This window comes from Janthinobacterium sp. 1L-D-8-B-C4 (assembly GCF_057291295.1).
Genome location: NZ_JBXAVX010000007.1, coordinates 220,204 through 241,026, shown reverse-complemented (window position 1 = coordinate 241,026; position 20,823 = coordinate 220,204). Strand labels below are relative to the sequence as shown.

At 64.6% G+C, this 20,823-nt stretch carries 16 protein-coding genes and 2 pseudogenes; 10 read left to right on the top strand and 8 right to left on the bottom strand.

Going from position 1 to position 20,823, the window contains the following annotated elements:
• Nucleotide 1 precedes the first annotated feature (1 nt).
• From AC0Z42_RS14690 to AC0Z42_RS14655, 8 genes are all read left to right on the top strand, one after another.
• Nucleotides 2–340 (top strand): DUF3649 domain-containing protein, encoded by a 339-nt coding sequence (locus AC0Z42_RS14690; protein WP_485468946.1) that lies wholly within the window; start codon nucleotides 2–4, stop codon nucleotides 338–340.
• The gene (locus tag AC0Z42_RS14685; protein WP_485468945.1) at nucleotides 337–1,956 is read left to right on the top strand and encodes a PepSY-associated TM helix domain-containing protein; all 1,620 of its coding nucleotides are present in this window, start codon (nucleotides 337–339) and stop codon (nucleotides 1,954–1,956) included. Before AC0Z42_RS14690 ends, AC0Z42_RS14685 begins: the two co-directional genes overlap by 4 nt.
• Nucleotides 1,953–2,309 (top strand): DUF3325 domain-containing protein, encoded by a 357-nt coding sequence (locus AC0Z42_RS14680; protein WP_485468944.1) that lies wholly within the window; start codon nucleotides 1,953–1,955, stop codon nucleotides 2,307–2,309. Before AC0Z42_RS14685 ends, AC0Z42_RS14680 begins: the two co-directional genes overlap by 4 nt.
• Nucleotides 2,309–2,797: a sigma-70 family RNA polymerase sigma factor gene (locus AC0Z42_RS14675; RefSeq protein WP_485468943.1), complete on the top strand. Its 489-nt coding sequence runs from the start codon at nucleotides 2,309–2,311 to the stop codon at nucleotides 2,795–2,797. Before AC0Z42_RS14680 ends, AC0Z42_RS14675 begins: the two co-directional genes overlap by 1 nt.
• Entirely contained in the window at nucleotides 2,794–3,756 is a 963-nt protein-coding gene (locus tag AC0Z42_RS14670) for a FecR domain-containing protein (RefSeq protein ID WP_485468942.1), read from the top strand. The genes AC0Z42_RS14675 and AC0Z42_RS14670 overlap by 4 nt, the downstream gene beginning before the upstream one ends.
• A gap of 80 nt (nucleotides 3,757–3,836) precedes the next feature.
• Nucleotides 3,837–6,284 (top strand): TonB-dependent siderophore receptor, encoded by a 2,448-nt coding sequence (locus AC0Z42_RS14665; protein WP_485468941.1) that lies wholly within the window; start codon nucleotides 3,837–3,839, stop codon nucleotides 6,282–6,284.
• A 62-nt stretch (nucleotides 6,285–6,346) separates the two neighbouring features.
• The gene (locus AC0Z42_RS14660) at nucleotides 6,347–6,886 is read left to right on the top strand and encodes an NUDIX hydrolase (protein ID WP_485468940.1); all 540 of its coding nucleotides are present in this window, start codon (nucleotides 6,347–6,349) and stop codon (nucleotides 6,884–6,886) included.
• Between the two features lie 21 nt (nucleotides 6,887–6,907).
• Nucleotides 6,908–7,360, top strand: a complete 453-nt coding sequence (locus AC0Z42_RS14655; RefSeq protein ID WP_485468939.1) for an RDD family protein — start codon at nucleotides 6,908–6,910, stop codon at nucleotides 7,358–7,360.
• A gap of 54 nt (nucleotides 7,361–7,414) precedes the next feature.
• Here the strand turns inward: AC0Z42_RS14655 and AC0Z42_RS14650 are convergent.
• Nucleotides 7,415–9,139, bottom strand: a pseudogene (locus tag AC0Z42_RS14650) (putative bifunctional diguanylate cyclase/phosphodiesterase); the annotation flags it as partial.
• A gap of 449 nt (nucleotides 9,140–9,588) precedes the next feature.
• On the opposite strand from AC0Z42_RS14650, the gene AC0Z42_RS14645 reads away from it, so the two are divergent.
• A complete protein-coding gene (locus AC0Z42_RS14645) occupies nucleotides 9,589–11,709 on the top strand; it encodes a TonB-dependent siderophore receptor (protein WP_485468938.1) in 2,121 nt (706 codons plus the stop codon).
• 31 nt (nucleotides 11,710–11,740) lie between these two features.
• Here AC0Z42_RS14645 and xylB read toward each other — a convergent pair whose 3' ends face one another.
• The 7 genes and pseudogenes from xylB to AC0Z42_RS14610 all read right to left on the bottom strand — a co-directional run bounded on the left by xylB (nucleotide 11,741) and on the right by AC0Z42_RS14610 (nucleotide 19,448).
• Nucleotides 11,741–13,216, bottom strand: coding sequence for a xylulokinase (xylB, locus tag AC0Z42_RS14640; RefSeq protein ID WP_485468937.1), 1,476 nt, complete (start codon nucleotides 13,214–13,216; stop codon nucleotides 11,741–11,743).
• A gap of 28 nt (nucleotides 13,217–13,244) precedes the next feature.
• Nucleotides 13,245–14,123: an AraC family transcriptional regulator gene (locus AC0Z42_RS14635; protein WP_485468936.1), complete on the bottom strand. Its 879-nt coding sequence runs from the start codon at nucleotides 14,121–14,123 to the stop codon at nucleotides 13,245–13,247.
• Nucleotides 14,124–14,181: 58 nt separating this feature from the next.
• Nucleotides 14,182–15,279: pseudogene (locus tag AC0Z42_RS14630) on the bottom strand (ABC transporter ATP-binding protein); the annotation flags it as partial.
• Nucleotides 15,280–15,303: 24 nt separating this feature from the next.
• Nucleotides 15,304–16,338 (bottom strand): NAD(P)-dependent alcohol dehydrogenase, encoded by a 1,035-nt coding sequence (locus tag AC0Z42_RS14625; RefSeq protein ID WP_485468935.1) that lies wholly within the window; start codon nucleotides 16,336–16,338, stop codon nucleotides 15,304–15,306.
• A gap of 9 nt (nucleotides 16,339–16,347) precedes the next feature.
• A complete protein-coding gene (locus tag AC0Z42_RS14620) occupies nucleotides 16,348–17,175 on the bottom strand; it encodes a carbohydrate ABC transporter permease (protein WP_485468934.1) in 828 nt (275 codons plus the stop codon).
• Nucleotides 17,163–18,053, bottom strand: a complete 891-nt coding sequence (locus tag AC0Z42_RS14615; protein ID WP_485468933.1) for a carbohydrate ABC transporter permease — start codon at nucleotides 18,051–18,053, stop codon at nucleotides 17,163–17,165. The genes AC0Z42_RS14620 and AC0Z42_RS14615 overlap by 13 nt, the downstream gene beginning before the upstream one ends.
• Before the next feature lie 132 nt (nucleotides 18,054–18,185).
• Nucleotides 18,186–19,448 (bottom strand): ABC transporter substrate-binding protein, encoded by a 1,263-nt coding sequence (locus AC0Z42_RS14610; RefSeq protein WP_485468932.1) that lies wholly within the window; start codon nucleotides 19,446–19,448, stop codon nucleotides 18,186–18,188.
• A gap of 302 nt (nucleotides 19,449–19,750) precedes the next feature.
• On the opposite strand from AC0Z42_RS14610, the gene AC0Z42_RS14605 reads away from it, so the two are divergent.
• Nucleotides 19,751–20,743 carry a substrate-binding domain-containing protein gene (locus AC0Z42_RS14605; protein WP_485468931.1) on the top strand — a complete coding sequence of 331 codons (993 nt, stop codon included), beginning with the start codon at nucleotides 19,751–19,753 and terminating at the stop codon, nucleotides 20,741–20,743.
• Nucleotides 20,744–20,823: the final 80 nt, after the last annotated feature.

The following is a 20,823-nucleotide window of genomic DNA, read 5'->3' as shown; positions in this document are numbered from 1 at the left end:
CATGCCAGCGCCCGCCATCACATCCACACTGCCGCGCCTGCGGCTGTCCGCCGGGGCACTCTACCGCCTCGGCGTGGCCTCGCGCGCCGTGGCCGCCATCGTCGGCGGCTATGTGCTGGCGGCGCTGGTCACCATGCTGCTGTCGGTGAGCCTGCCGATGGCGCGCTCGGAAGCCGTCACGACGGCGACCCTGCTGTCATTCACCATCTACACCTGCGCCGTACTGTGGGTCTTTGCCACCGGCAGCGCCCTGCGCGCCTGGCTGGGCCTGTTGATACCGTGCGCCGTCCTCGCCGCCATCCTGCAATGGATGGACGTACTATCCTGGAGTCTCGCATGAAAGAAGGTTTCCGCCAGTCGATGGCATGGCTGCATACCTGGTCGGGCCTGCTGGTCTGCTGGGTGCTGCTGCTGGTATTTTGCGGCGGCACGGCCAGCTACTACCGCAGCGAAATCACCTTGTGGATGCAGCCCGAACTGCACGCCGTGGCGGCCAACCCGGTCAGCAGCGAAGTCGCCGCCAGCGCTGCCCAGGCGGCGATGAACCAGCGCGCGGCCGGTGCCACGCGCTGGTTCATCAGCCTGCCCGACAAGCGCACGCAAGCGACGCAGCTGGGCTGGAGCAAGCCGTCGAAACCGGGCGAAAAGAAGAAGGGTCGGCGCGGCAACTTCCATAGCGAGAAGACCGACCCGGCGACCGGCGAAGTACTGTCCAGGCCGCGCGAGACACGCGGCGGCGAATTTTTGTACCGCCTGCATTTCGACCTGCACTACATGTCGGCCATCTGGGCCCGCTGGATCGTCGGCTTTTGCGCCATGTTCATGCTGGTCTCCATCATCAGCGGCGTCATTACGCACAAGCGCATCTTCAAGGACCTGTTCACCTTCCGGCCGAAAAAAGGCCAGCGCTCGTGGCTGGACGCGCACAACGTGACGGCCGTGCTGGCGCTGCCCTTCCACCTGATGATCACCTATACCGGCCTGGTCACGTTGATGTTCCTGTATATGCCGTCCGGCGCCACCGCCGCCTACAAGGGCGACAATGACACCTTCTTTGCCGAAGCGTTCCCGCGCGCGCAAGAGCGCAAGGCGGCCGGGGTGGCCGCACCTCTGACGCCATTCGCGCCGCTGGTGCGCCAGGCCGAACAGCAATGGGGCGGCAAGGTCGAACGCATCTCCGTCAACGCTCCCGGCGACGCCAACGCCGTGATTACCCTCAGCCGTGCCTCGGGCCGCGACATGTCGACCCGCCAGCCATCGATGGACTTTGACGGCGTCACCGGCAAGCTGCTGTCGTCGAATGGCGAAACGGTGCCCGGCGCGGCCGCCACGCAAGGCGTGATGGTCGGCCTGCATGTGGCCCACTTCGGCGGGCCGCTGCTGCGCGCCCTGTTCTTCCTGTCCGGCCTGGCCGGCTGCGCCATGGTCGCCACCGGCGCCCTGCTGTGGGCCGTCAAGACGCGCCAGAAGCAAGCCAAGGCGCTGGCCGCCGGCAAGCGCGCCAGCTTTGGCCTGCGCCTGGTCGAAGCGCTCAATATCGGCGCCATCTCCGGCATCCCGATCGCGTTTGGCGCCTATTTCTGGGCCAACCGCCTGCTGCCGGTGGTGATGGAAGAGCGCCCGAAAGAAGAAATCGCCTGCTTCTTCGGCGCCTGGGCGCTGGCCGCCATCGTTGCCCAGCTGCGCCCGACGCGCGCCATGTGGCGTATCGAGCTGACGGCCGGCGCGGTCCTGCTGGCCGGCCTGCCGGTGCTGAACGTGTTCACCACGCAGTCGCACCTGGGCGTGACCCTGTTCCTGGGCCGTGGCCCGGTCTCGGTGGCCGCTTTTGATCTGGTGGTGCTGGCACTGGGCCTGCTGCTGGGCTATGCGGCCTGGAAACTGAAGCCATTGGCGGCAAAAGCAAAGAAAGCCGCGCCAGCCACCAGCAACACCCCGCTGCAAGGAGCCGCATGATGGAGTTCCTGTCCAACTTCCTCGTCTTCGCCCTGTGCTATGCGGGACTGTCATGTCTGTGCCTGGCGATGGACCGCCACTACGCCGATCTGCACGGACGTGGCGCAGAACCGCCGCAGCAGCTGCGCCGCCGCCTGCAATGGGGCGGCGCTCTGGCGCTGGCGTTCGCCCTGGCCTGGGCCATGCACATCGCCGGCGCCGGCTACGGCAGCGTGTTCTGGGTCGGCAGCCTGACCGGCTGCGGCCTGCTGCTGATCTGGCTGCTGCCTTATGCACCGCACCAGGCAATGCGCCTGGCGCGCGTGATCGGCGCGGCGGCGCTGGTGGCGGCGCTACTGCTGGCCGTACTGTAATGCAGCTGGAAAGCTGCTACAGCGCCTACCACGGCTGGCTGGCGCACTGGCTGCAACGGCGCCTCGGCAATGGCTTCGATGCGGCCGACCTGATGCAGGACACTTTTGCGCGCCTGCTGGCCGGCGCGCCGGCCCAGCCGCAAACCCCGGCCCTGCGCGCGCCCAGGGCTTACCTGGCTACCATCGCCAAGCACCTGCTGATCAATCACCTGCGGCGCCAGTCGCTGGAACACGCCTGGCTGGCAGCGCTGGCGGCCCTGCCTGAACCGCATGTGCCGTCGGCGCAGCAGCAGGCCGAGATGCTGCAGTCGCTGCAAGCGGTAGACGCCATGCTCGACGGCCTGAAACCGAAGGTGCGCGCTGTCTTCATCATGGCGCAGATCGAAGGCCATACCTATGCCGAGATCGCCGCACGGCTCGATATCGGCGAGCGCTCCGTCAAGCGCTACATGGCCGAGGCACTGACCGAATGCGTGCTGCTGGCATGAGCAGCGCCGACCTGCCGGCACCATTGTCACGCAAGATCGCGCGTCAGGCCGTCGAATGGTTCCTGATCGAACAGTCGGGCCAGGCCACACCAGCCGAGCTGGCGGCCAGCGCCCGCTGGCGCGCGTGCGACACGGAACACTTGCGCGCCTGGCACAAGGTGCAGCAGGTCAGCGGCCAGTTTGAGCATGCCGCCGCCCTGCTGCCGCCAGGCGTGGCAGCCCCGGTGCTGCGCCGTCCGCAGCGCCGCGCCGCCATGCAGGCGCTGCTGGTGTTGATGACGGTGCCGGGCGCCTGGATGCTGTATCGCCAGGAGTTGCTGGCCGACTACCGCAGCGCCATCGGCCAGCGCCGCGAGCTGACCCTGCCCGATGGCGGCAGGCTGGTGCTCAATACCGACAGCGCCGTCGATGTCGACTATGCCGGGCACGAGCGCCTGCTGATACTGCGGCGCGGCGAGCTGCTGGTGGAAACCCGGCCCGACTCTGCCAGGAACCGCCCCTTTATCGTCGCTACTGCCCATGGCCGCATCCGCGCGCTTGGCACGCGCTTTATCGTGCGCCTGGACGACGAGGCAAGTTGCGTGACGGTGCTGGAACACGCGGTGCAGATCGCGCCGCGCGCACCCTCGGCCACCGTACGCCGCATCGAGGCCGGCTGGCAAAGCCGCTTCGACGCCGACCACGCCAGCCTGCCGGTGGCGGCAACGCCGCAGGCAGGCGCCTGGGCGCAAGGCATGCTGATGGCGCAGGACATGCGCCTGGACGCGTTTGCCGCCGAACTGGCGCGCTACCGCCCCGGCCTGCTGCGCGTCGAACCGCAGGTGGCGGGCCTGCGCCTGACCGGCGCCTTCCGTCTGGACGACACCGACACGGTGCTGGGTGACTTGGCGCGCATGCTGCCGGTCGACGTGCTGTATCGCAGCGGCTACTGGGTCACCATCGCTGCGGCAAAAAAATAATCCGCTTTTTCTGGCCCCTTTTTCATGACCTGCCTGTCCTGTGGATGTCTGTCACTTAACTTCACCGGAAAGGCACCATCATGCATCTGCAGCATTTGCACCTGACTCCCCTCGCCCGCGCCGTTGGCGGCGCCCTGTTGCTGCTGTCGCTGGCGCATGCGCCGGCCATTGCGGCCGATGCGCCTGCTGCGGCCGGCGCCGTCCAAAACCACTACAGCGTGCCGGCCGGCGAACTGTCTGCTGCGATCACCGCCTTTGCCATCAACGCCAGGGTCAACGTGGGCGCGGCGGCCGAACTGCTGCAAGGCGTACGCTCGCCTGGACTGCAAGGCAGCTATACGGTGCCGCAGGCGCTGGCGCAACTGCTGGCCGGCACCGGACTGGAAGCAGTACCGGGTGGCGCAAACAGCTATGTGCTGCGCAAAAGCGGCGCCGGTGCGCCAATTGCCGCCACCCTTGGCGAAGTGGCCGTCAGCTCGAGCGCGCTGCGCGATGGCACCACCGAAGGCAAGCGCAGCTACGCCGGCCTGACCAGCGCCACGCGGCTGAACCTGTCGCTGCGCGAAACGCCGCAAGCGGTCAGCGTCATCACGCGCCAGCAGATCGAAGACCAGGGCCTGCGCACCTTGCAGGACGTGCTGGTGCAGTCGCCCGGCATCACGGTCGACCGCTCGTCAAGCACGCGTGAATACGACCAGGTGTTCTCGCGCGGCTTTGAAGTGACGTCGTATATGTTCGACGGCATTCCGACCAGCAAGAACCTCGAAGCACGCACCTATGACGCCGCCATCTACGACCGGGTCGAAATCATCCGCGGCGCCACCGGTTTGATCAGCGGCACCGGCAGCCCGTCGGCCGCCGTCAACCTGGTGCGCAAACGCCCGGGCCGCACGTTCGCCGCCTCGGCCGGCGTGCAGGCTGGCTCGTGGGACCGCTACCGCATCGACGGCGACTTGTCAAAACCACTGAACCAGGACGGCAGCGTACGCGCAAGGGTGGTGGCTGCGCATGAAGACCAGCATTCCTTCATCGAGCGCTACCGCCAGAAGAAGGACGTGTTGTACGCCATCGTCGAAGCCGACCTGTCGCCGTCGACGGTACTGAGCGCGGGCGTGAACTACCAGAAGGAAAAGCTGAACGGCGCGGGCCGCGAATTTCCGGTCTTTTACAGCGACGGCTCGCTGACCCACTTCAAGCGTTCGATGAACGGTACCACGGCGTGGAGCACGTATGACCGCGAGCAGACCATGCTGTTCGCCACGCTCGATCATTATTTCGACAACGACTGGATCGCCAAGCTGGCCGTCAGCCGCAGCAGCAATCAGTATGATGCGCTGCAGGGCTTTGCCGGCAACGGCTATGCGGACCGCGCCAGCGGCGCCAACCTGAAACTGTGGCTGGCCAACTGGCACAGCAAGCCGCAGCAAACCTCGCTCGACGCGTATGTCAGCGGGCCGTTCCAGGCCTTCGGCCGCAAACATGAACTGGTATTCGGCGTGAGCGCCTCCGAACTGCAGACCAACAGCCCGATCTACCCGAGCTGGCGCCTGGCCGGCTACGACTACAGCATCCCCGACATCAATGCCTGGAATGGCGCCATGCCGGTGCCCGACTATCGCGGCACGCGGCTGGGTACGTCGTACGACAAGGAGCGCGAAAGCGGCCTGTATTCGACCTTGCGCCTGCGCCCGACGGACGCGCTGTCGGTGATCCTTGGCGCGCGCCTGTCGTACTGGAAGCGCGATATCCGCAGCGATTACGATGCCGACACCGACCTGTACGACGCCATGCGCGAGAGCGGCAAGATCACGCCGTATGCGGGCCTGGTCTACGACCTGGGCCGGCACTGGTCGGCCTACGCCAGCTACACCAGCATTTTCACGCCGCAAAGCCAGCGCGACGTCAACAGCCGCTTCCTGGCGCCGCTGGAAGGCAAGAACTACGAGGCCGGCGTGAAGGGCGAATTTTTCAACGGCGCCTTGAACACCAGCGCCGCCGTGTTCCAGCTGCGCCAGGAAAACCTGGCCGAAGCCGATCCGGGCAATATCTGGATCATCGGCACCGGCGGCGGCTCGTACGCTTATCACACCGTGAAGGGCGCCACCACGCGCGGCTTCGAAGCTGAAGTGTCGGGCCAGCTGCGCCCGGACTGGCAACTGACGGCAAGCTATGCATACAGCCGCATCCGCAACGCCGCCGGCGAGCGCATCCAGACCAGCCAGCCGCAAGCGATGACCAAGCTGTGGAGCACCTATCGCTTGTCGCAAGGCCTGCCAGGCTTGGTGCTGGGCGCCGGCGTGAACTGGCAGAGCGGCATCTACATGGACGACCGCGGCCCGAACGGCGAGCGCTTCACGCAAGACGGCTACGCGGTGGCCGGTCTGATGGCGCAATACCAGTTCGATCCGCGCCTGGTGGCGACCCTGAACCTCAACAACGTGTTCGACAAGCGCTACTACTCGACCGGCATGGGCGGCTATTTCGGCGACCCGCGCAACGCCATGCTGTCGCTGCGCTACAAGTTCTAACTGCACTTTTTGCCAGGACATCTGCTACGCTCACGGCATATCATTCGTCAGAGGCATAGCAGATGCGCCAGCAAATCCGGGAAGAAGTCTCCGCCATCGTGCCCTTGGACGAACTCGAACGCACCCAGCTTGCACAGACCTTGACCTGGATCGATAGCGGCGCCGAACTGTTCCGCCTGGCCAAGCCGGCCACGCCACCGAAACACTTGGTCTCTTACTTTGTCGTCGTCGATGACGGGCATGTGCTGCTGGTCGACCATCGCAATGCCCAGCTGTGGCTGCCGCCCGGCGGCCATGCCGATCCCGGCGAGCATCCACGCACCACCGTCATGCGTGAACTGGCCGAGGAACTGGGCCTGGCGCCCGCGCATGCCATCGCAGCGCCGCTGATGCTGACCGTGACCACTACCGTGGGCTTGACCGCAGGCCACACCGATGTGTCGCTGTGGTATGTTGTGCATGCCGACCGCCGGCAAAAAATCAGCTGGGATGAAACAGAATTCCTGTCGATACGCTGGTTTGCGTTTGACGAAGTGCCATTCGAGCGCAGCGAGCCCCATCTGCGGCGCTTCCTGGCCAAGCTGCAAGCGGTCATGCCATGATTTTTTCAACCGGGAGAAAACATGCTGCACCCCGCAACCGAGATTGAATATGTCGGCTTCTGGCCGCGCCTGGGCGCGACCCTGATCGATACCGTGCTGTTGTTATTGATTACGACACCGCTGATGCTGGCCGTTTATGGCCGCTACTACTGGGCGGAGGATGTCTGGATCCATGGGCCGGCCCATGTGTTGATTTCCTATGTGCTGCCTACCGTGCTGCAACTGGCGCTGTGGATCTGGCTTGCTACCACGCCCGGCAAGATGGCCGTCAAGGCGGTCATTGTCGATGCGCACACGGGTGGCAAACCTTCCGCCGGGCAGTTCGTCATCCGCAGCCTGGCCTCTTATCTGTCAGCCCTGCCCCTGTTCCTGGGTTTTATCTGGATCGGTCTTGACGCCCGCAAGCAGGGCTGGCACGACAAGCTTGCCGGCACGGTCGTGATTCGCCGTCACGCCCGCCAGGCCGTGGCCTGAGCCTGGCCCAAGCAGCGCTTCCACCCCTTCCGGCGCCATCGCGCGCCCCAGGTGATAGCCGAAGGCAGCGTCACAGCCCATGGCGGCCAGCATTTCGAGCTGGCCCGCGTTTTCCACGCCGCCGGCGATCGCGCGCAGCTTCAAGGTGTGCGCCATCGCCACCATCGCGTGCACCATGGCGCCGTCTTCCTGGCCGTCGCCCAATTCATCGATAAAGCATTTTTCGATCTTGACGGCGTCGACCGGGAAGCGCTTGAGGTAATGCAGCGGGCCGTCGCCGGTGCCGAAGTCGCTGAGGCAGATGGCCATGCCCAGCTGGCGGAACTGGCGCAAAATCGCCTCGCCATCGTGGCTATGGTCGATCAGCGTGCCGGCGGCAATTTCCAGTTCGATGCAGTGCCCCGGCACGCCGGCCGTCGCCAAGGCGGCGCCGACATTGCGCGCGATGTCGCGCTGGTAGAACTGGCGCGCCGACAGGCTGACGGTAATCGTCAGGCTCAGTCCCTGCGCGATCCAGAGTTTCGCCTGCTCGACGGCGGTGGCCAGCACCCAGGCGCCGACCGGCAGGATCAACGCACTCTCTTCGAGCACCGGCAAGAAGTCCAGCGGCATCATCAGCCCCAGTTCCGGGTGCTTCCAGCGCAGCAGCGCCTTTACTCCCGTGATGGCACCGGTGGCAAGGTCCATGCATGGCTGGTAATGCAGCATGAATTCATTGCGCTCGAGCGCGTGGCGCAGCGCCGTTTCCAGGATGGTGCGCGAATACGACTGCGTCTGCATGCGCGGCGCGTAGCGCAAACAGGTACCGGGCGCGCGCCGCTTGGCCGCGTACATGGCGAGATCGGCCTTTTCGATGAGTGCATCGACATCGTCGCCGTCGTCCGGATACAGCGCCATGCCCACGCTGGCGGCCACCGACAGGCTGTACTGGTCAATCACGAAGGGCGCGGCGATGGCGGCGATGATTTTCTCGGCCACGCGCGTCGCATCGTGATGATCGTGCAGTTCGGTCAGCAGGACAATGAATTCATCGCCGCCCTGGCGCGCCACCGTGTCGACCTTGCGTACGCACTGCTGTACCCGGCGCGCGAATTCGGCCAGCACCTGATCGCCCACGTCGTGGCCCAGGCGGTCGTTGATGGCCTTGAAACGGTCGATATCGACAAACAGCACCGCCAGCAAGCCCTGGTGGCGGCGCGCATAGGCGATGCCGTGCTCGAAGCGGATCTGGAAATGCAGGCGGTTCGGCAGGCCGGTCAGACCGTCATGGTGGGCGATGAATTCCAGCTGCTGCTCGGCGCGCCGACGCGCCGACACATCGTGCAGCAGCAGCACCGCGCCATCCTGCGCCAGCGGTGCGCAGCTGTAGTGCACGTCGATGCGCTTGCCGTCGCTTTCGCGCAGCAGCACCGCGCCGCGCGCCACTTCCAGCACGGCCTGCTGCGCCACGCAGTCGCGTACCTGGCGCGCCGCGTCGATCGCGGCGCCGTCCTGGAACAGCGGCAGCAGCTGCGCCACGCTGGCGCCCACGCCGTGCGCCGCCGGCATGCCGCCCAGGGCCAGCGCGCGCGCATTCAGGTAGCGCACCACGCCATCGCGGTCGGTGCCGATCACCGCCGCCGGCAGCGCCTGCAGCAGCGCCAGCCTGGGCGCCTGCGCCGCCAGTTGCGCTTCACCCGCCGCATGCCGGGCACGCCATTGCCGCGCACCCCAGCACTGCCCGGCCAGCAGCGCACTGAGCACGACCAGCAACAGGCATAGCGCCAGCAGCAGCGCCATCATGGATCACCAGCGGGACAGGATGGGAAACTCATGGCTTTCCTCGCGACGGGATGGAGTAAAAAAGATGCCTAAAGGAAATAATATAAGAATCCGCCCTGCTTTTTTGCCTGATGGCGCCGCGCTTGATGGCGCTCAAGCGGCTCATCCGCTCCACGCTTGTTGTAAACGCCCAACAAGATAGGCCAGCATTCTCACCAAATCCCACCAAAAATTGCTGCAATACCCGCATTCACTTAAAATGCGAATGATTCTCATTATTGAGACGGTTCATTACCGCGCTTCCACGGCTGGTCCGGGAACACAGCGGCATGGCCATGCTAGCCAGGCGCAGCACCACCCCAGCGACGCAAACGACAGCGGCGGGCACACGCCTGCTTTTCATACAGCGATACGGGGAAGTTCCAATGACAATAACGAACAAACGCGCCAGCCTGGCGCCAAAGCTCATGGCCGTAGCCATTTTTTCCGCCTTTGGCGGCCCAGTCCAGGCCCAGGCACAAGAACAGAGCCTGCCTGAAGTCAAGGTCAGCGCGCAGGCCGCGCCTGGCGCCACCACCGAAGGCAGCGGCTCCTATACCACCGGCAGCATGAACGCGGCCACGCGCCTGAACCTGTCGGTGCGCGAAACGCCGCAGTCGGTCAGCGTCGTCACGCGCCAGCAGATGGATGACATGAATATCGGCTCGGTGGAAGACATCGTCAACATCACGCCGGGCTTGAGCCTGAACAAGGGCGCCACCGAACGCGCCAGCTTCTATTCGCGCGGTTTCGCCATCAGCAATTTCACCGAAGACGGGCTGACCATGTCGAGCGACGGCGACACGCTCGGTTTCGCCACCCTGGCCATGTACGACCGGGTGGAGGTGCTGCGCGGCGCTGCCGGCATGCTCAATGGGGTGGGCAACCCTTCCGGCACCATGAATTTCGTGCGCAAGCGCCCGACCGCCGAGAGTGAAGTCTCGGTTACCGGCAGCGTCGGGCGCTACCACGACTACCGCGGCGAAGTCGATGCGCGCGGCGCGATCAACGACAACGGTTCCGTGCGCGCACGCGCGGTGGCCGCCTACCAGGATGGCGACACCTTCATTTCGAACTACGGCCACAAGCGCGCCCTGCTGTACGCCACCATCGACGCCGACATCACGCGCGACACCACCCTCAGCGTGGGCTTCCACGTCAACGACGAGCGCAATCCCGGTTCGACCTGGTATGGCTTGCCGACCTCACTCGACGGCAGCTTTTTGCCGCTCGACCGCTCGGCCAGCAATGCGCCCGACTGGACCTTCTGGAACAAGAAGAACACGCGTTTGTTCGCCGAACTGGAACACCGCCTGGGCAACGGCTGGAAGCTCAAGATTGCCGCCCAGGCGCTCGACGATGAACTCGATTCCATCGTCACCGGCGTGGCCCGCGTGCCGCGCACGAATCTGTTCCGCCTGAGCGCGGCCAACGCCTTTATCTACGACCGCCAGCAGCGCATCCTCGACGTGCAGGCGTCCGGGCCATTCAGCCTGCTGGGCCGCCGCCATGAAATCGTCTTCGGCGCCAACTACCGCACGCGCGACACGGAAGACAAGGGCTACAAATCGGTGCCCGACTACAGCTATACGTTCGACCCTGTCAGCTGGAATACGGCGGCGCCCGTCAAGCCCGTGATCGGAACTTTCTACTACGGGCAAAATACCGAGGTCACCCAGAAAAGCGTCTACACGACGGCCCGCTTCAGCCTGGCCGACCCGCTGGCCCTGCTGCTGGGCGGGCGCGTCGACTGGTATGAATACGGCGCCCTCAATCCGCTGACACAGGTGCGTTCTGGCTACAAGGTCAGCCAGGAAGTGACGCCCTATGTGGGCCTGGTGTACGACCTTGACGCCCACCACTCGCTGTACGGCAGCTGGACCAGCATCTTCAATCCGCAAAGCGCGCTCGACAAGAATGGCATGCTGCTCGACCCGGTCACCGGCACCAATATGGAAGTGGGCGTGAAAGGCGAATACTTCGGCGGCGCGCTGAATGCGTCGGCCGCCGTGTTTCGCATCGTGCAGGAAAACCTGGCCACCTCGCTGCCGCTGACGCAGTGCAGCCCGGGCCTGCTGTCGTGTTCGGAAGCGGCCGGCGAAGTGCGCAGCCAGGGCGTGGAGCTGACCATCGCCGGGGCGATCACGCCGCGCTGGCAGGTCAGCGCGGGCCTGACCTACAACACGGCCGAATACACCAAGGCCCAGGGCAGCAACCAGGCCGGCGCGCGCTATGCGGCCGAACGCCCGAGCCGCCTGTTGCGCCTGGCCACCAGCTATCGCCTGCCGGGCGCATGGAGCGCCTGGCGCGTCGGTGCGGCGTTGCGCGCGCAAAACCGGATATACAAGACCAACGCCCCCATCGGCCAGGGCGGCTATGCGATTGCCGACCTGAACGCGGGCTGGCAGGTCAGCAAGCAGCTCGACGTGCGCCTGAGCCTGACCAATCTGTTTGACCGCAGCTACTACCAGGCCATCAGCAGCATCGACAGCGGCAATGCGTTTGGCGAACCGCGCAGCGCCGTGCTGACGGCGAAATATACGTTTTAAAAAAAAGGCGCTGTCAGCGCCATTTCCACTATCAGCGCGCCGCCGCCGTCGCGCCCGCAAACTCCTCGCGCAGCAGCGGATACAGGCGGCGGTAGCGCGCCAGGCGGTCGGCCAGCATGGCGGACGCCTGCGGCGCGATGGTTTCCTGCACCGCCGGGCGGCTGCACACCTCGGCTGGCGCGCGGCCGGTAACGGCCATCTGCGCCAGGCGCGCCGCGCCCATGGTGCCGCCGGCCACGCCGTGGTCGTGGCGCAGCACGTTCAAACCCGAGGCATTCGCGCACAGCTGCGCCCAGAAGCGGCTGCGCGAGCCGCCGCCGACAAACGACGCTTCCGTCAGGTGCGTGCCGGCACTGCGCAGCGCCTCGTTGCCGTCGGCCATGGCAAAAGCCACGCCCTCCATCGCCGCATAGGCCAGGTCGGCGCGGCCGTGCTCCGTCGACAAACCGAAAAAGACGCCGCGCGCGGTGGCGTCGTTGTGCGGCGTGCGCTCGCCGCTCAGGTAAGGCAGGAAGATCGGCGCCTTGCGCGCGTCGACTTTTTCGGCCAGGCTGGCCAGTTCGCCGATATCGTTCGATTGCGTCAGCTGCGCCACCCAGGACAGGCTGGACGCCGCGCTGAGGATCACGCTCATCTGGTGCCAGCGCTCGGGCAGGCAGTGGCAGAACGCATGCACGCCCTGGCCCGGATTGGGCGCATAGCCGTCGCTGCCGGCAAACAGCACGCCCGAGGTCCCCAGCGACAGCAGGCCGGCGCCCGGCTCGACCACGCCCAGACCGACGGCTGCGGCCGCATTGTCGCCGGCGCCGCCGGCCAATATCACCGGGTGGCTGATGCCCCACTCCTGGCACAGCGAGCTGCGCACCTGGGCCGCAGCGGCGCTGCCTTCGACCAGGCGCGGCATGTGCTCGCGCGAAAGGCCGGTGGCCGCCAGCATGCGGTCGGACCAGTCGCGTTTGGCCACGTCCAGCCACAAGGTGCCGGAAGCGTCGGACATGTCGGACACGCATTCGCCCGTCAGGCGCAGCGCCACGTAATCCTTGGGCAGCAGCACGGTGGCGGTGGCGCGGAACAGCGCCGGCTCGTATTTTTGCAGCCACAGCAACTTTGGCGCGGTAAAGCCCGGCATGGCCTGGTTGCCGGTGATGGCACGCGATTCGGGCACCAGCGCTTCGAGTTCCACGCATTCGGCAAACGAACGCGTGTCGTTCCATAAAATGGCCGCGCGCAGCACATGCTGCTGCTTGTCGAGCAGGGTCGCGCCATGCATCTGGCCCGACAGCGCGATGCCGCGCAGCCCCGAAAACGCCACCGGCTGGGCAGCGCGGATGGCCGCGATGACGTCCAGCGTGGCGTGCCACCAGTCCTCGGGATTCTGCTCCGACCAGCCCGCATGGGGGCTGGCCACGCGCAGGCTCACGCCGCTGCTGGCGAGGATGGTTTGCGCGTCGTCAAGCAGGATGGCCTTGACTTCGGAAGTGCCTATATCGATACCAAGATAAGTCATGTGATTCCAAAAAATATTGTAGGGGCCGTCAGGCTGACGGTTCGGACATATTCATCAACAGGCAGGAGCGAAACTTCGAGGGCGACATCTGCTTGTGCGCCAAAAACTGGCGGTTGAAATTGGACAGGTTATTGAATCCCGTGCGGTAGCAGATATCGGTCACCTTCAGGTCGGTGTTCATCAGCAGCTCGCAGGCCAGCGCAATGCGCTCCTGGTTGACGTACTGGATAAACGAGGTGCCGGTGTGCTTGCGGAAGAAACGCGTGAACTTGAGCGTGTTCATCTCGGCCACGTCGGCCACGTCCTGCTCGCAAAAGTCCAGGGTGATATTCTGCTTGATATACGCCAGCACCTGGTTGATGGTGGACGACATGTAGCGCCCCGCCTGCGCCATATAGGTGACGCTGGCCAGCGGACGGCGTTCGCGGCACTCGCACAGGGTGCCGAACAGGCGCGCGAACAGCTCGACCCGGCGCAGGCCCTGCGCCGTCGTCAGCTCGCGCATCAGCGGCACCAGGCGCAGGCCCAGCGCATCGGGAAACTGCAGGCCGCGCGAGGCCTCGCCCATCAGCGACTTCAATGGCGCCAGCTCGGGAAACAGCAAGGTGCAGCGCTCGATGAAGTCGCTGGAGAACTGCAGCACCAGGTCGCGCTCGGGCAGCACCATGCCTTCCGGCAGTTCGCTGACCCAGTTGTGCGGCAAGTTCGGCCCGGTCAGTATCAGGTTGCCCGGGCCGTAGCTGCCGATATGGTCGCCGATAAAGAACTTGCCGGTCGAGGTGATAATGAAGTGCAGCTCATACTCGGGGTGAAAATGCCATTTGGCCACCGTATGCGGAAAGCCGTGCGCCCACGCACGAAACGATTCGTGCAATGGCTTGTAGATCACTTCCAGGTCTGGTGTCACGGCGTTTCCCCTGCACGGTCTCGATGGCGGTATTCTAACGGTTTGGCGCCAGGGCCAAACCGCTTTCGGCGTCGAACAGGTGGATATGCTCTTCATCGAAGGCCAGCGCCAGCGACTGTCCGATTTGCGCCACGCTGTTGGCGGCATTGGCCGGCAGCAGCGCCGACAGGCTCAAGTCGCCGCACTGGAAGCTGGTCAGCGCTTCGGCGCCCAGCAATTCCACCAGGTCGATGGTGCAGTCCAGGCCATGGCTGCTGCTGCCTTGCTGCCGGTCCTGCGCAGTGGCGGTGCGCAAGTGGTTCGGGCGCAGGCCGAATACCACCCTGGTGCCGGCCACTAAAGATGCAAAACGGCTGGAGGCCAGGCGCCAGCGCCGGCCGGCGCACGCCAGCACAGGTTTATCCCCCTCCTGTTCAATCACGCCATCGATGAAATTCATGGCCGGCGTGCCGATAAAGCCAGCCGCAAACAGGGTGCGCGGATGGTTGTAGAGTTGCGCCGGCGTGCCGATCTGCTCGATATGGCCGCCCTTCATCAGCACTACCCGGTCGGCCAGGGTCATCGCTTCGAGCTGGTCGTGCGTGACATACAGGGTGGTGGTGCGCAAGCGCCGGTGCAAGCGCTTGATATCGGCGCGCAGCTGCGCGCGCAGCTTGGCGTCCAGGTTCGACAGCGGCTCGTCGAACAAAAATACTTGCGGCGTCTTGATCATCGCGCGCGCAATCGCCGTGCGCTGCTGCTGGCCGCCCGACATGGCGCGCGGCTTGCGCTCCAGCAGAGTGTCGAGGCTGAGGATCGCCGCCACCTCGCGCACGCGGCGCTCGATCTCGCCGGCAGGCACCTTCAGCCGGCGCAGGCCGAAGGCGATATTGTCGTACACCGTCATGTGCGGGTACAGCGCGTAGTTCTGGAACACCATCGCCACGTTGCGCGCACGCGCCGGCAGGTCGTTGACGACCGCGCCGCCGATATGCAGCTCGCCGCCGCTGATGTCTTCCAGGCCCGCGATCATGCGCAGCAGGGTCGATTTGCCGCAGCCCGAAGGCCCCAGCAGGACGATGAATTCGCCGTCGTCGATTTCCAGGTCGAACGGCTGCAGCACGGCCGTCTTGTGGTCATAGGTCTTGTACAGCTGCCTGCAGGCGATATTGGCCATCTTGTTGTCTCCTTGATGACTGGCTCAGGCCAGTTCTATCTGTATCTTGACGTCGCCGGGCAAGGCCTTGGCCGCCTCGTCGAAGGCCTGCACGCCATCGGCAAAGCCGAAGGTGCGCGAAATGAAGGGTTTCACGTCGATCTTGCCCGAACCGAGCAAGGCGATCGCGCGCGGGAAGATGTTCGCATAGCGGAACACCGACTCGATGCGCACTTCCTTGGCCTGGATGGCGACAATATCGAACGGTACTTTATCGGGCGGCATGCCGACCAGCACCAGGCAGCCGTTGGGGCACAGCAGGTCGATGATATTGTCGTAGGCGCGCATGCTGCCGCTGGCTTCGAAGACGATGTCGGCACCCCAGCCATCGGTCAGTTCGCGCACGGTGTCAGCCAGATTCGCGTGGCGTATATCGACCGTGGTGACGGCCGGGTTGTCGGCAAACAGCGCCAGCTTTTCGGCCACCAGGTCGGCCAGGATCACGCGCGAGCAGCCGCCCGCCAGCGCGGCCAGCGCATTCATCGCGCCGATGGTGCCGGCGCCGATCACCACCGCCACGTCGCCGGGCTTGATCGCGGCTTTTTTTGCCGCCTGCAGGCCAATCGCCAAGGGTTCGACAATCGCGCCTTCGCCGAAGCTGACGTTGTCGGGCAGCTTGAACGTAAACGCGGCCGGATGCACCACATAGGGCGTGAGGCAACCATGGATCGGCGGCGTGGCCCAGAAGCGCACGGCGGGGTCGAGGTTGTACAGGCCGCGCATGGTGGCGGGCGAATCGAACTGCGGCACGCCAGGCTCCATGCAGACGCGGTCGCCCACCTTCAGGTGCGTCACCTCGGCACCCACTTCGGCCACCACGCCCGACGCTTCATGACCGAGCACCATCGGCTCTTCGACCGCGAACGGGCCAATTTTTCCATGCTTGAAGTAGTGCACGTCGCTGCCGCAGATGCCGACGGTGTGGATCTTGATTTTCACGTCGCGTGGGCCGACCGCGAGGGCGATATCGATGTCGCGCAGGGTGATGGAATGCGCTTGTTCCAGTACGAGAGCTTGCATGATAAATCCTTATTTATGTTTGAGCATGGAGTTGAGCAGCCGTCCCAAAATACCGACGAACAGCAGCGGCGGCAGCGCCAGCAGCACGGTGGAGGCGTTGACCACGCCCCACGGCACTTCCTGGCCCATCGAGGTAAAGGCCGAGGCGATCACCGGCAAGGTCACGCTTTTCGACGAGGTCAGCGCCAGTGCGATCATCAGTTCGTTCCAGACCAGCACGAAGCTGAAGACGATGCCGCCCATCAGGGTTTTCGAGGCCACAGGAAGGGCCACCTTCCAGAACACCTGGTAAGGGCCGTAGCCATCGAGCGCAGCGGCTTCCTCGATCTCTTTCGGAATGCGCGCAAAGGCGGGAATCGACAGCCAGATAATCGTCGACAGGGTCACCAGCAGATACGTCACCACCATCGACAGGCGCGAGTCGTACAGGCCCAGGTCGATCCAGATCGAGATCAATGGAATCGCCACGGCCACCGGCGGCAAAAAGCGCAGCGACAGCAAAAAGAACTGGATATCCTTCTTGGCCGGCACCGGATAGCGCGCAATCGCATACGCGGCCGGCACGCCCAGCACGGCGCCCAGCAACACGGCAATGCCGACAATGGCCACGCTGTTGCCCAGGCCCGTCAATACTTCGGGGCTGGCCAGCACCTGCCGGTAGTTGGCCAAAGTAGGGCTGAAGATAAAGCGCGGCACCGGCGTGACGATGTCCATCAGCTCCTTGAAGGAATTGAGCACGGCCCACAGGATCGGGAACAGCGCCACCAGCACGATGGCGGTGGTGATGGCGGTGGTGGCGGCACGGTCCGCACCGCGTGTCAAAGTCAGTTTTCCCATTTGGCGACTCGCTTCCAGAGCAGGGTAAAGATGATGGTGGTGGCGATCATCATCAGCACGGCCATGCTGGACGCATACGAGATCTTGCCCATCAGGCCGATCCCCTGCGCATACGCATACATGTCCAGCGTTTCGGTGGCGATGCCGGGACCGCCCTTGGTCATCACGTAGATCAGGTCGAACGAGCGCAGCGACTCGACCATCTTGATGAATACCAGGCTCATGATCGGCACCTTGAGCATCGGCAGCGCGATATACGCATACACCTGCACCGTGCCGGCGTAATCGAGGCGGGCCGCTTCCAGCGGTTCGGGCGGCAGGGTTTCGAGCAGTTTCAATATCACGGCGCCGAAGAACAGGCCCCATTGCCAGATATCGACCAGCGCCACCGCATACAGCGCCGTGGCCGGGTCGGACAGCAGCGCCGTGCCGCCCAGGCCCACGCATTCGAGCATCCAGTTGAGGATGCCCATCAGCGGCGAATACATGAACTTCCAGATAAACGCCGCCGACACGCGCGGCAGCAGCACCGGCACGATCAAGAGCAGCGCGATGACGTCACGCGTGCGGCCCTTGACTTTCTCGAACAGGAATACGGCCAGCAGCACGCCGACGACCAGCGAGCCGGCCACGGTTACCACTTCCCACACGGCCGAGACCTGCACGGCGTTCATGAAGCGGCGGTCGCCAAACAGGCGAATGAAATTGGCCAGCCCTACGTATTCGCTGTCGCTGTAGCGCAGCACGCGGTTTTGCAGGGCCAGGTTGATGGCGGCGATGCTGGGCACCAGGCCCAGCACCAGCAATACCAGCAGCGGCAGCGTGAGGAATACCGCTGGCAGCCAGGTATGGCGTTTTTTTCGGATGGTATGCGGCATAGAAAGGTTCTCAGGCACGTTAGCGTAGAGCTGGGTCAGACCCGCCGGGGGATTGCGCCCCAGTGGGGCGCAATCCGATCGCGAAGCGACTGACCCCTGATTTAAGCTGCGGGGATCGCTAGTGTTACCGCCTTATTTACGTTTTTTCGCCCGCGCCATCACATCGGTCGCATACTCATTGGCCTCATCGAGCGCGCTTTGCACATCGCCGCGCGTGCCGGTAAACACCTCTTCCAGTACCACGCCCAGGTTGTCGCCGATATCGGGCCACTCGGGACTAGGCCAGATGGTCACGCGCGAGACCGGCGTGGTGTCGGTGAGGCCGGCCTGGATCTGCGGCTTGACATGCTTGCGGAAGTAGTCGCTGTTGATGGTGCTGGTGCGGTTGTAGTCGCTGAAGACGTTGTCCTTCAGGCGCGCCTGTTCCTGCTCCTTGCCGGTGGCAAAGGCGATGAACTTGCCGGCCGCCTGGCGCGTGCATTCGTCTTTCGCGCCCGAGGTGGAAATGGCCAGGCCGTGGCCATAGGCGGCCGAGGCCAGCGGCGCTGGCGGGCGCACATAGCCAACCTTGTCGACCACCGAGGATTTTTTCGGGTCTTCCATCCAGTCGGCAAACGGCGTCGACTCGATCATGAAGGCGACCTTGCCCGACCTGAACGCTTCGAGCGCATTGCTCCAGTCGTAGGTGGCGCCACCGGGCGGCGCGTACTTGAACAGGTCGCGGTACAGGGTGGTGGCTTTCACGGCCTGCGCCGAATTGAAGCTTGGCACGCCGTTGTTTTCCCACTTGCCGCCGGCGGCCAGCATGAACGGCGCCCAGCGCCAGACATTCATGCCCGAGCCGCGCTGGCCACGCGCCGCCCAGCCATACACGTTCGGTGGACTGTGCATTTTTTTCACCGCCGCCACCAGTTCGTCGAGCGTCTTGGGGACCGCCACACCGGCCTTTTCCAGCAGGTCGCGGCGGTAGAACAGGAAGTCGCTGCCGCCGATCAGCGGCGCAAAATACGCCACGCCATTGTACGAAGCGACGGCGCGACGGCCCGGCAGGAAGTCGTCGTAGTCGGCCTCTTTCGGCAAATATTTGAGCAGTGGCACGACCCAGCCGGCGGTGGCAAATTCGGCCACGTTGGCTTCGTCGATGTAATAGACCTGGTACGAGCCGGCCTTGGTGGAAGCGTCGAGCCTGGCCTTGGAGCGGCGGTCGTTCTCGCCGAAATAGCTGATTTGCACCTTGGTGCCGCTGGCCTTTTCATAGTCGGCCAGGGTCTTTTCCATCACCGTCAGCCCCAGGCTTTTTTGCGCCAGCACCTTCAGTACCGGCACCTTGCAGCTTTGCGCCGAGGCGTCGGCAAACCCGGCGGACATGAGGGTGCCCCATGCAATAGCAGTCATGATTTTCATAACACGTCTCCATTTTTATAGTCCGGCGGTCTTCCACCGGTAAGGCCACTATAGAAACAAAGACGACCCGCCACCACTGCAAAAGCGGCCAGTTTTCAAATACTATTTTTCAGCAAAACACATCGATGCCGGTCGCGCTGTACTGATATTTTTCGGCCAAAACAATATATAAATCCGCTTGATTTATTAATTTTCCGGGAGTATATTTGGCCCGGGTACCGCGATAGCCGGGCACCCCCAGGCCGAGGCATACGCCCTGCCGGTAAAAAATAAATAGATCTGGAGACAACACAATGAACGTCAAACAATGCATCGCACTGGCCATTCTTGCGGCAACCGGCAGCGTCGCCATGGCCGAGGAACCGATCGTCGGCCTGATCACCAAGACCGATACCAACCCCTTCTTCGTGAAGATGAAAGAAGGCGCGCAGCAACGCGCAAAACTGAAGGGCGCCAAGCTGTTGACGGCGGCCGGGCGCGCCGACGGCGACAACGCCGGCCAGGTCACGGCGATTGAAAACATGGTGGCCGCCGGCGCCAAGGCGATCATGATCACGCCGAGCGATTCGAAAGCCATTGTGCCGGCCATCAAGAAGGCGCGCGCCGCCGGCGTGCTGGTGATCGCCCTCGACAGCCCGACCGAGCCGCAGGACGCGACCGACGCGCTGTTCGCCACCGACAACTACAAGGCCGGCATCCTGATCGGCCAATACGCCAAGGCCGCCTTCGCCGGCAAGCCTGCCAAGATCGCCATGCTGGACTTGTTCCCGGGCCATCCGGTGGGGATTGCCCGCCACAACGGTTTCCTGGCCGGTTTCGGCGCGCCGGGCATCAGCGCCAAGACGGTAGCACCGGCGAAAACCGCCGACGTGGTATGCATGGCCGACAGTTTCGGCGACCAGGGCAAGGGCCAGACGGCGATGGAAAACTGCCTGCAGAAAAATCCCGACATCAACCTGGTGTACACCATCAACGAGCCGGCCGCCGCCGGTGCCTACAAGGCGCTCAAGGCGCTGGGCAAGGAAAAGAACGTGATGATCGTCTCGGTCGACGGCGGCTGCGCCGGCGTGCGCGACGTCAAGGCCGGCGTCATCGCGGCGACCTCGCAGCAGTATCCGCTGAACATGGCGGGCCTGGGCGTCGAAGCCGGCGTCGAGTACGCCAAGAACGGGAAGAAGGCCAGCGGCTACGTCGATACCGGCGTCACCCTGATCAGCGACAAGCAGCAGCCAGGCGTCGAGAGCCGCGACACGGCGTTCGGCCTGAACGCTTGCTGGGGTAAATAAGCCTACCCAGGCGGACGCGTTCGGCGAGGCTGACTGCCTTGCCGGCGCGCGGCCGCCTGCGCGTCTCCTTTTCCCCTCTT

Excerpts from the sequence above, each read along its gene's own strand:
- AC0Z42_RS14690 (WP_485468946.1), top strand. The coding sequence starts at position 2 with ATGCCAGCGCCCGCCATCACATCCACACTGCCGCGCCTGCGGCTGTCC.
- AC0Z42_RS14685 (WP_485468945.1), top strand. The coding sequence starts at position 337 with ATGAAAGAAGGTTTCCGCCAGTCGATGGCATGGCTGCATACCTGGTCG.
- AC0Z42_RS14680 (WP_485468944.1), top strand. The coding sequence starts at position 1,953 with ATGATGGAGTTCCTGTCCAACTTCCTCGTCTTCGCCCTGTGCTATGCG.
- AC0Z42_RS14675 (WP_485468943.1), top strand. The coding sequence starts at position 2,309 with ATGCAGCTGGAAAGCTGCTACAGCGCCTACCACGGCTGGCTGGCGCAC.
- AC0Z42_RS14670 (WP_485468942.1), top strand. The coding sequence starts at position 2,794 with ATGAGCAGCGCCGACCTGCCGGCACCATTGTCACGCAAGATCGCGCGT.
- AC0Z42_RS14665 (WP_485468941.1), top strand. The coding sequence starts at position 3,837 with ATGCATCTGCAGCATTTGCACCTGACTCCCCTCGCCCGCGCCGTTGGC.
- AC0Z42_RS14660 (WP_485468940.1), top strand. The coding sequence starts at position 6,347 with ATGCGCCAGCAAATCCGGGAAGAAGTCTCCGCCATCGTGCCCTTGGAC.
- AC0Z42_RS14655 (WP_485468939.1), top strand. The coding sequence starts at position 6,908 with ATGCTGCACCCCGCAACCGAGATTGAATATGTCGGCTTCTGGCCGCGC.
- AC0Z42_RS14645 (WP_485468938.1), top strand. The coding sequence starts at position 9,589 with ATGGCCGTAGCCATTTTTTCCGCCTTTGGCGGCCCAGTCCAGGCCCAG.
- xylB (WP_485468937.1), bottom strand. The coding sequence starts at position 13,216 with ATGACTTATCTTGGTATCGATATAGGCACTTCCGAAGTCAAGGCCATC.
- AC0Z42_RS14625 (WP_485468935.1), bottom strand. The coding sequence starts at position 16,338 with ATGCAAGCTCTCGTACTGGAACAAGCGCATTCCATCACCCTGCGCGAC.
- AC0Z42_RS14620 (WP_485468934.1), bottom strand. The coding sequence starts at position 17,175 with ATGGGAAAACTGACTTTGACACGCGGTGCGGACCGTGCCGCCACCACC.
- AC0Z42_RS14615 (WP_485468933.1), bottom strand. The coding sequence starts at position 18,053 with ATGCCGCATACCATCCGAAAAAAACGCCATACCTGGCTGCCAGCGGTA.
- AC0Z42_RS14610 (WP_485468932.1), bottom strand. The coding sequence starts at position 19,448 with ATGACTGCTATTGCATGGGGCACCCTCATGTCCGCCGGGTTTGCCGAC.
- AC0Z42_RS14605 (WP_485468931.1), top strand. The coding sequence starts at position 19,751 with ATGAACGTCAAACAATGCATCGCACTGGCCATTCTTGCGGCAACCGGC.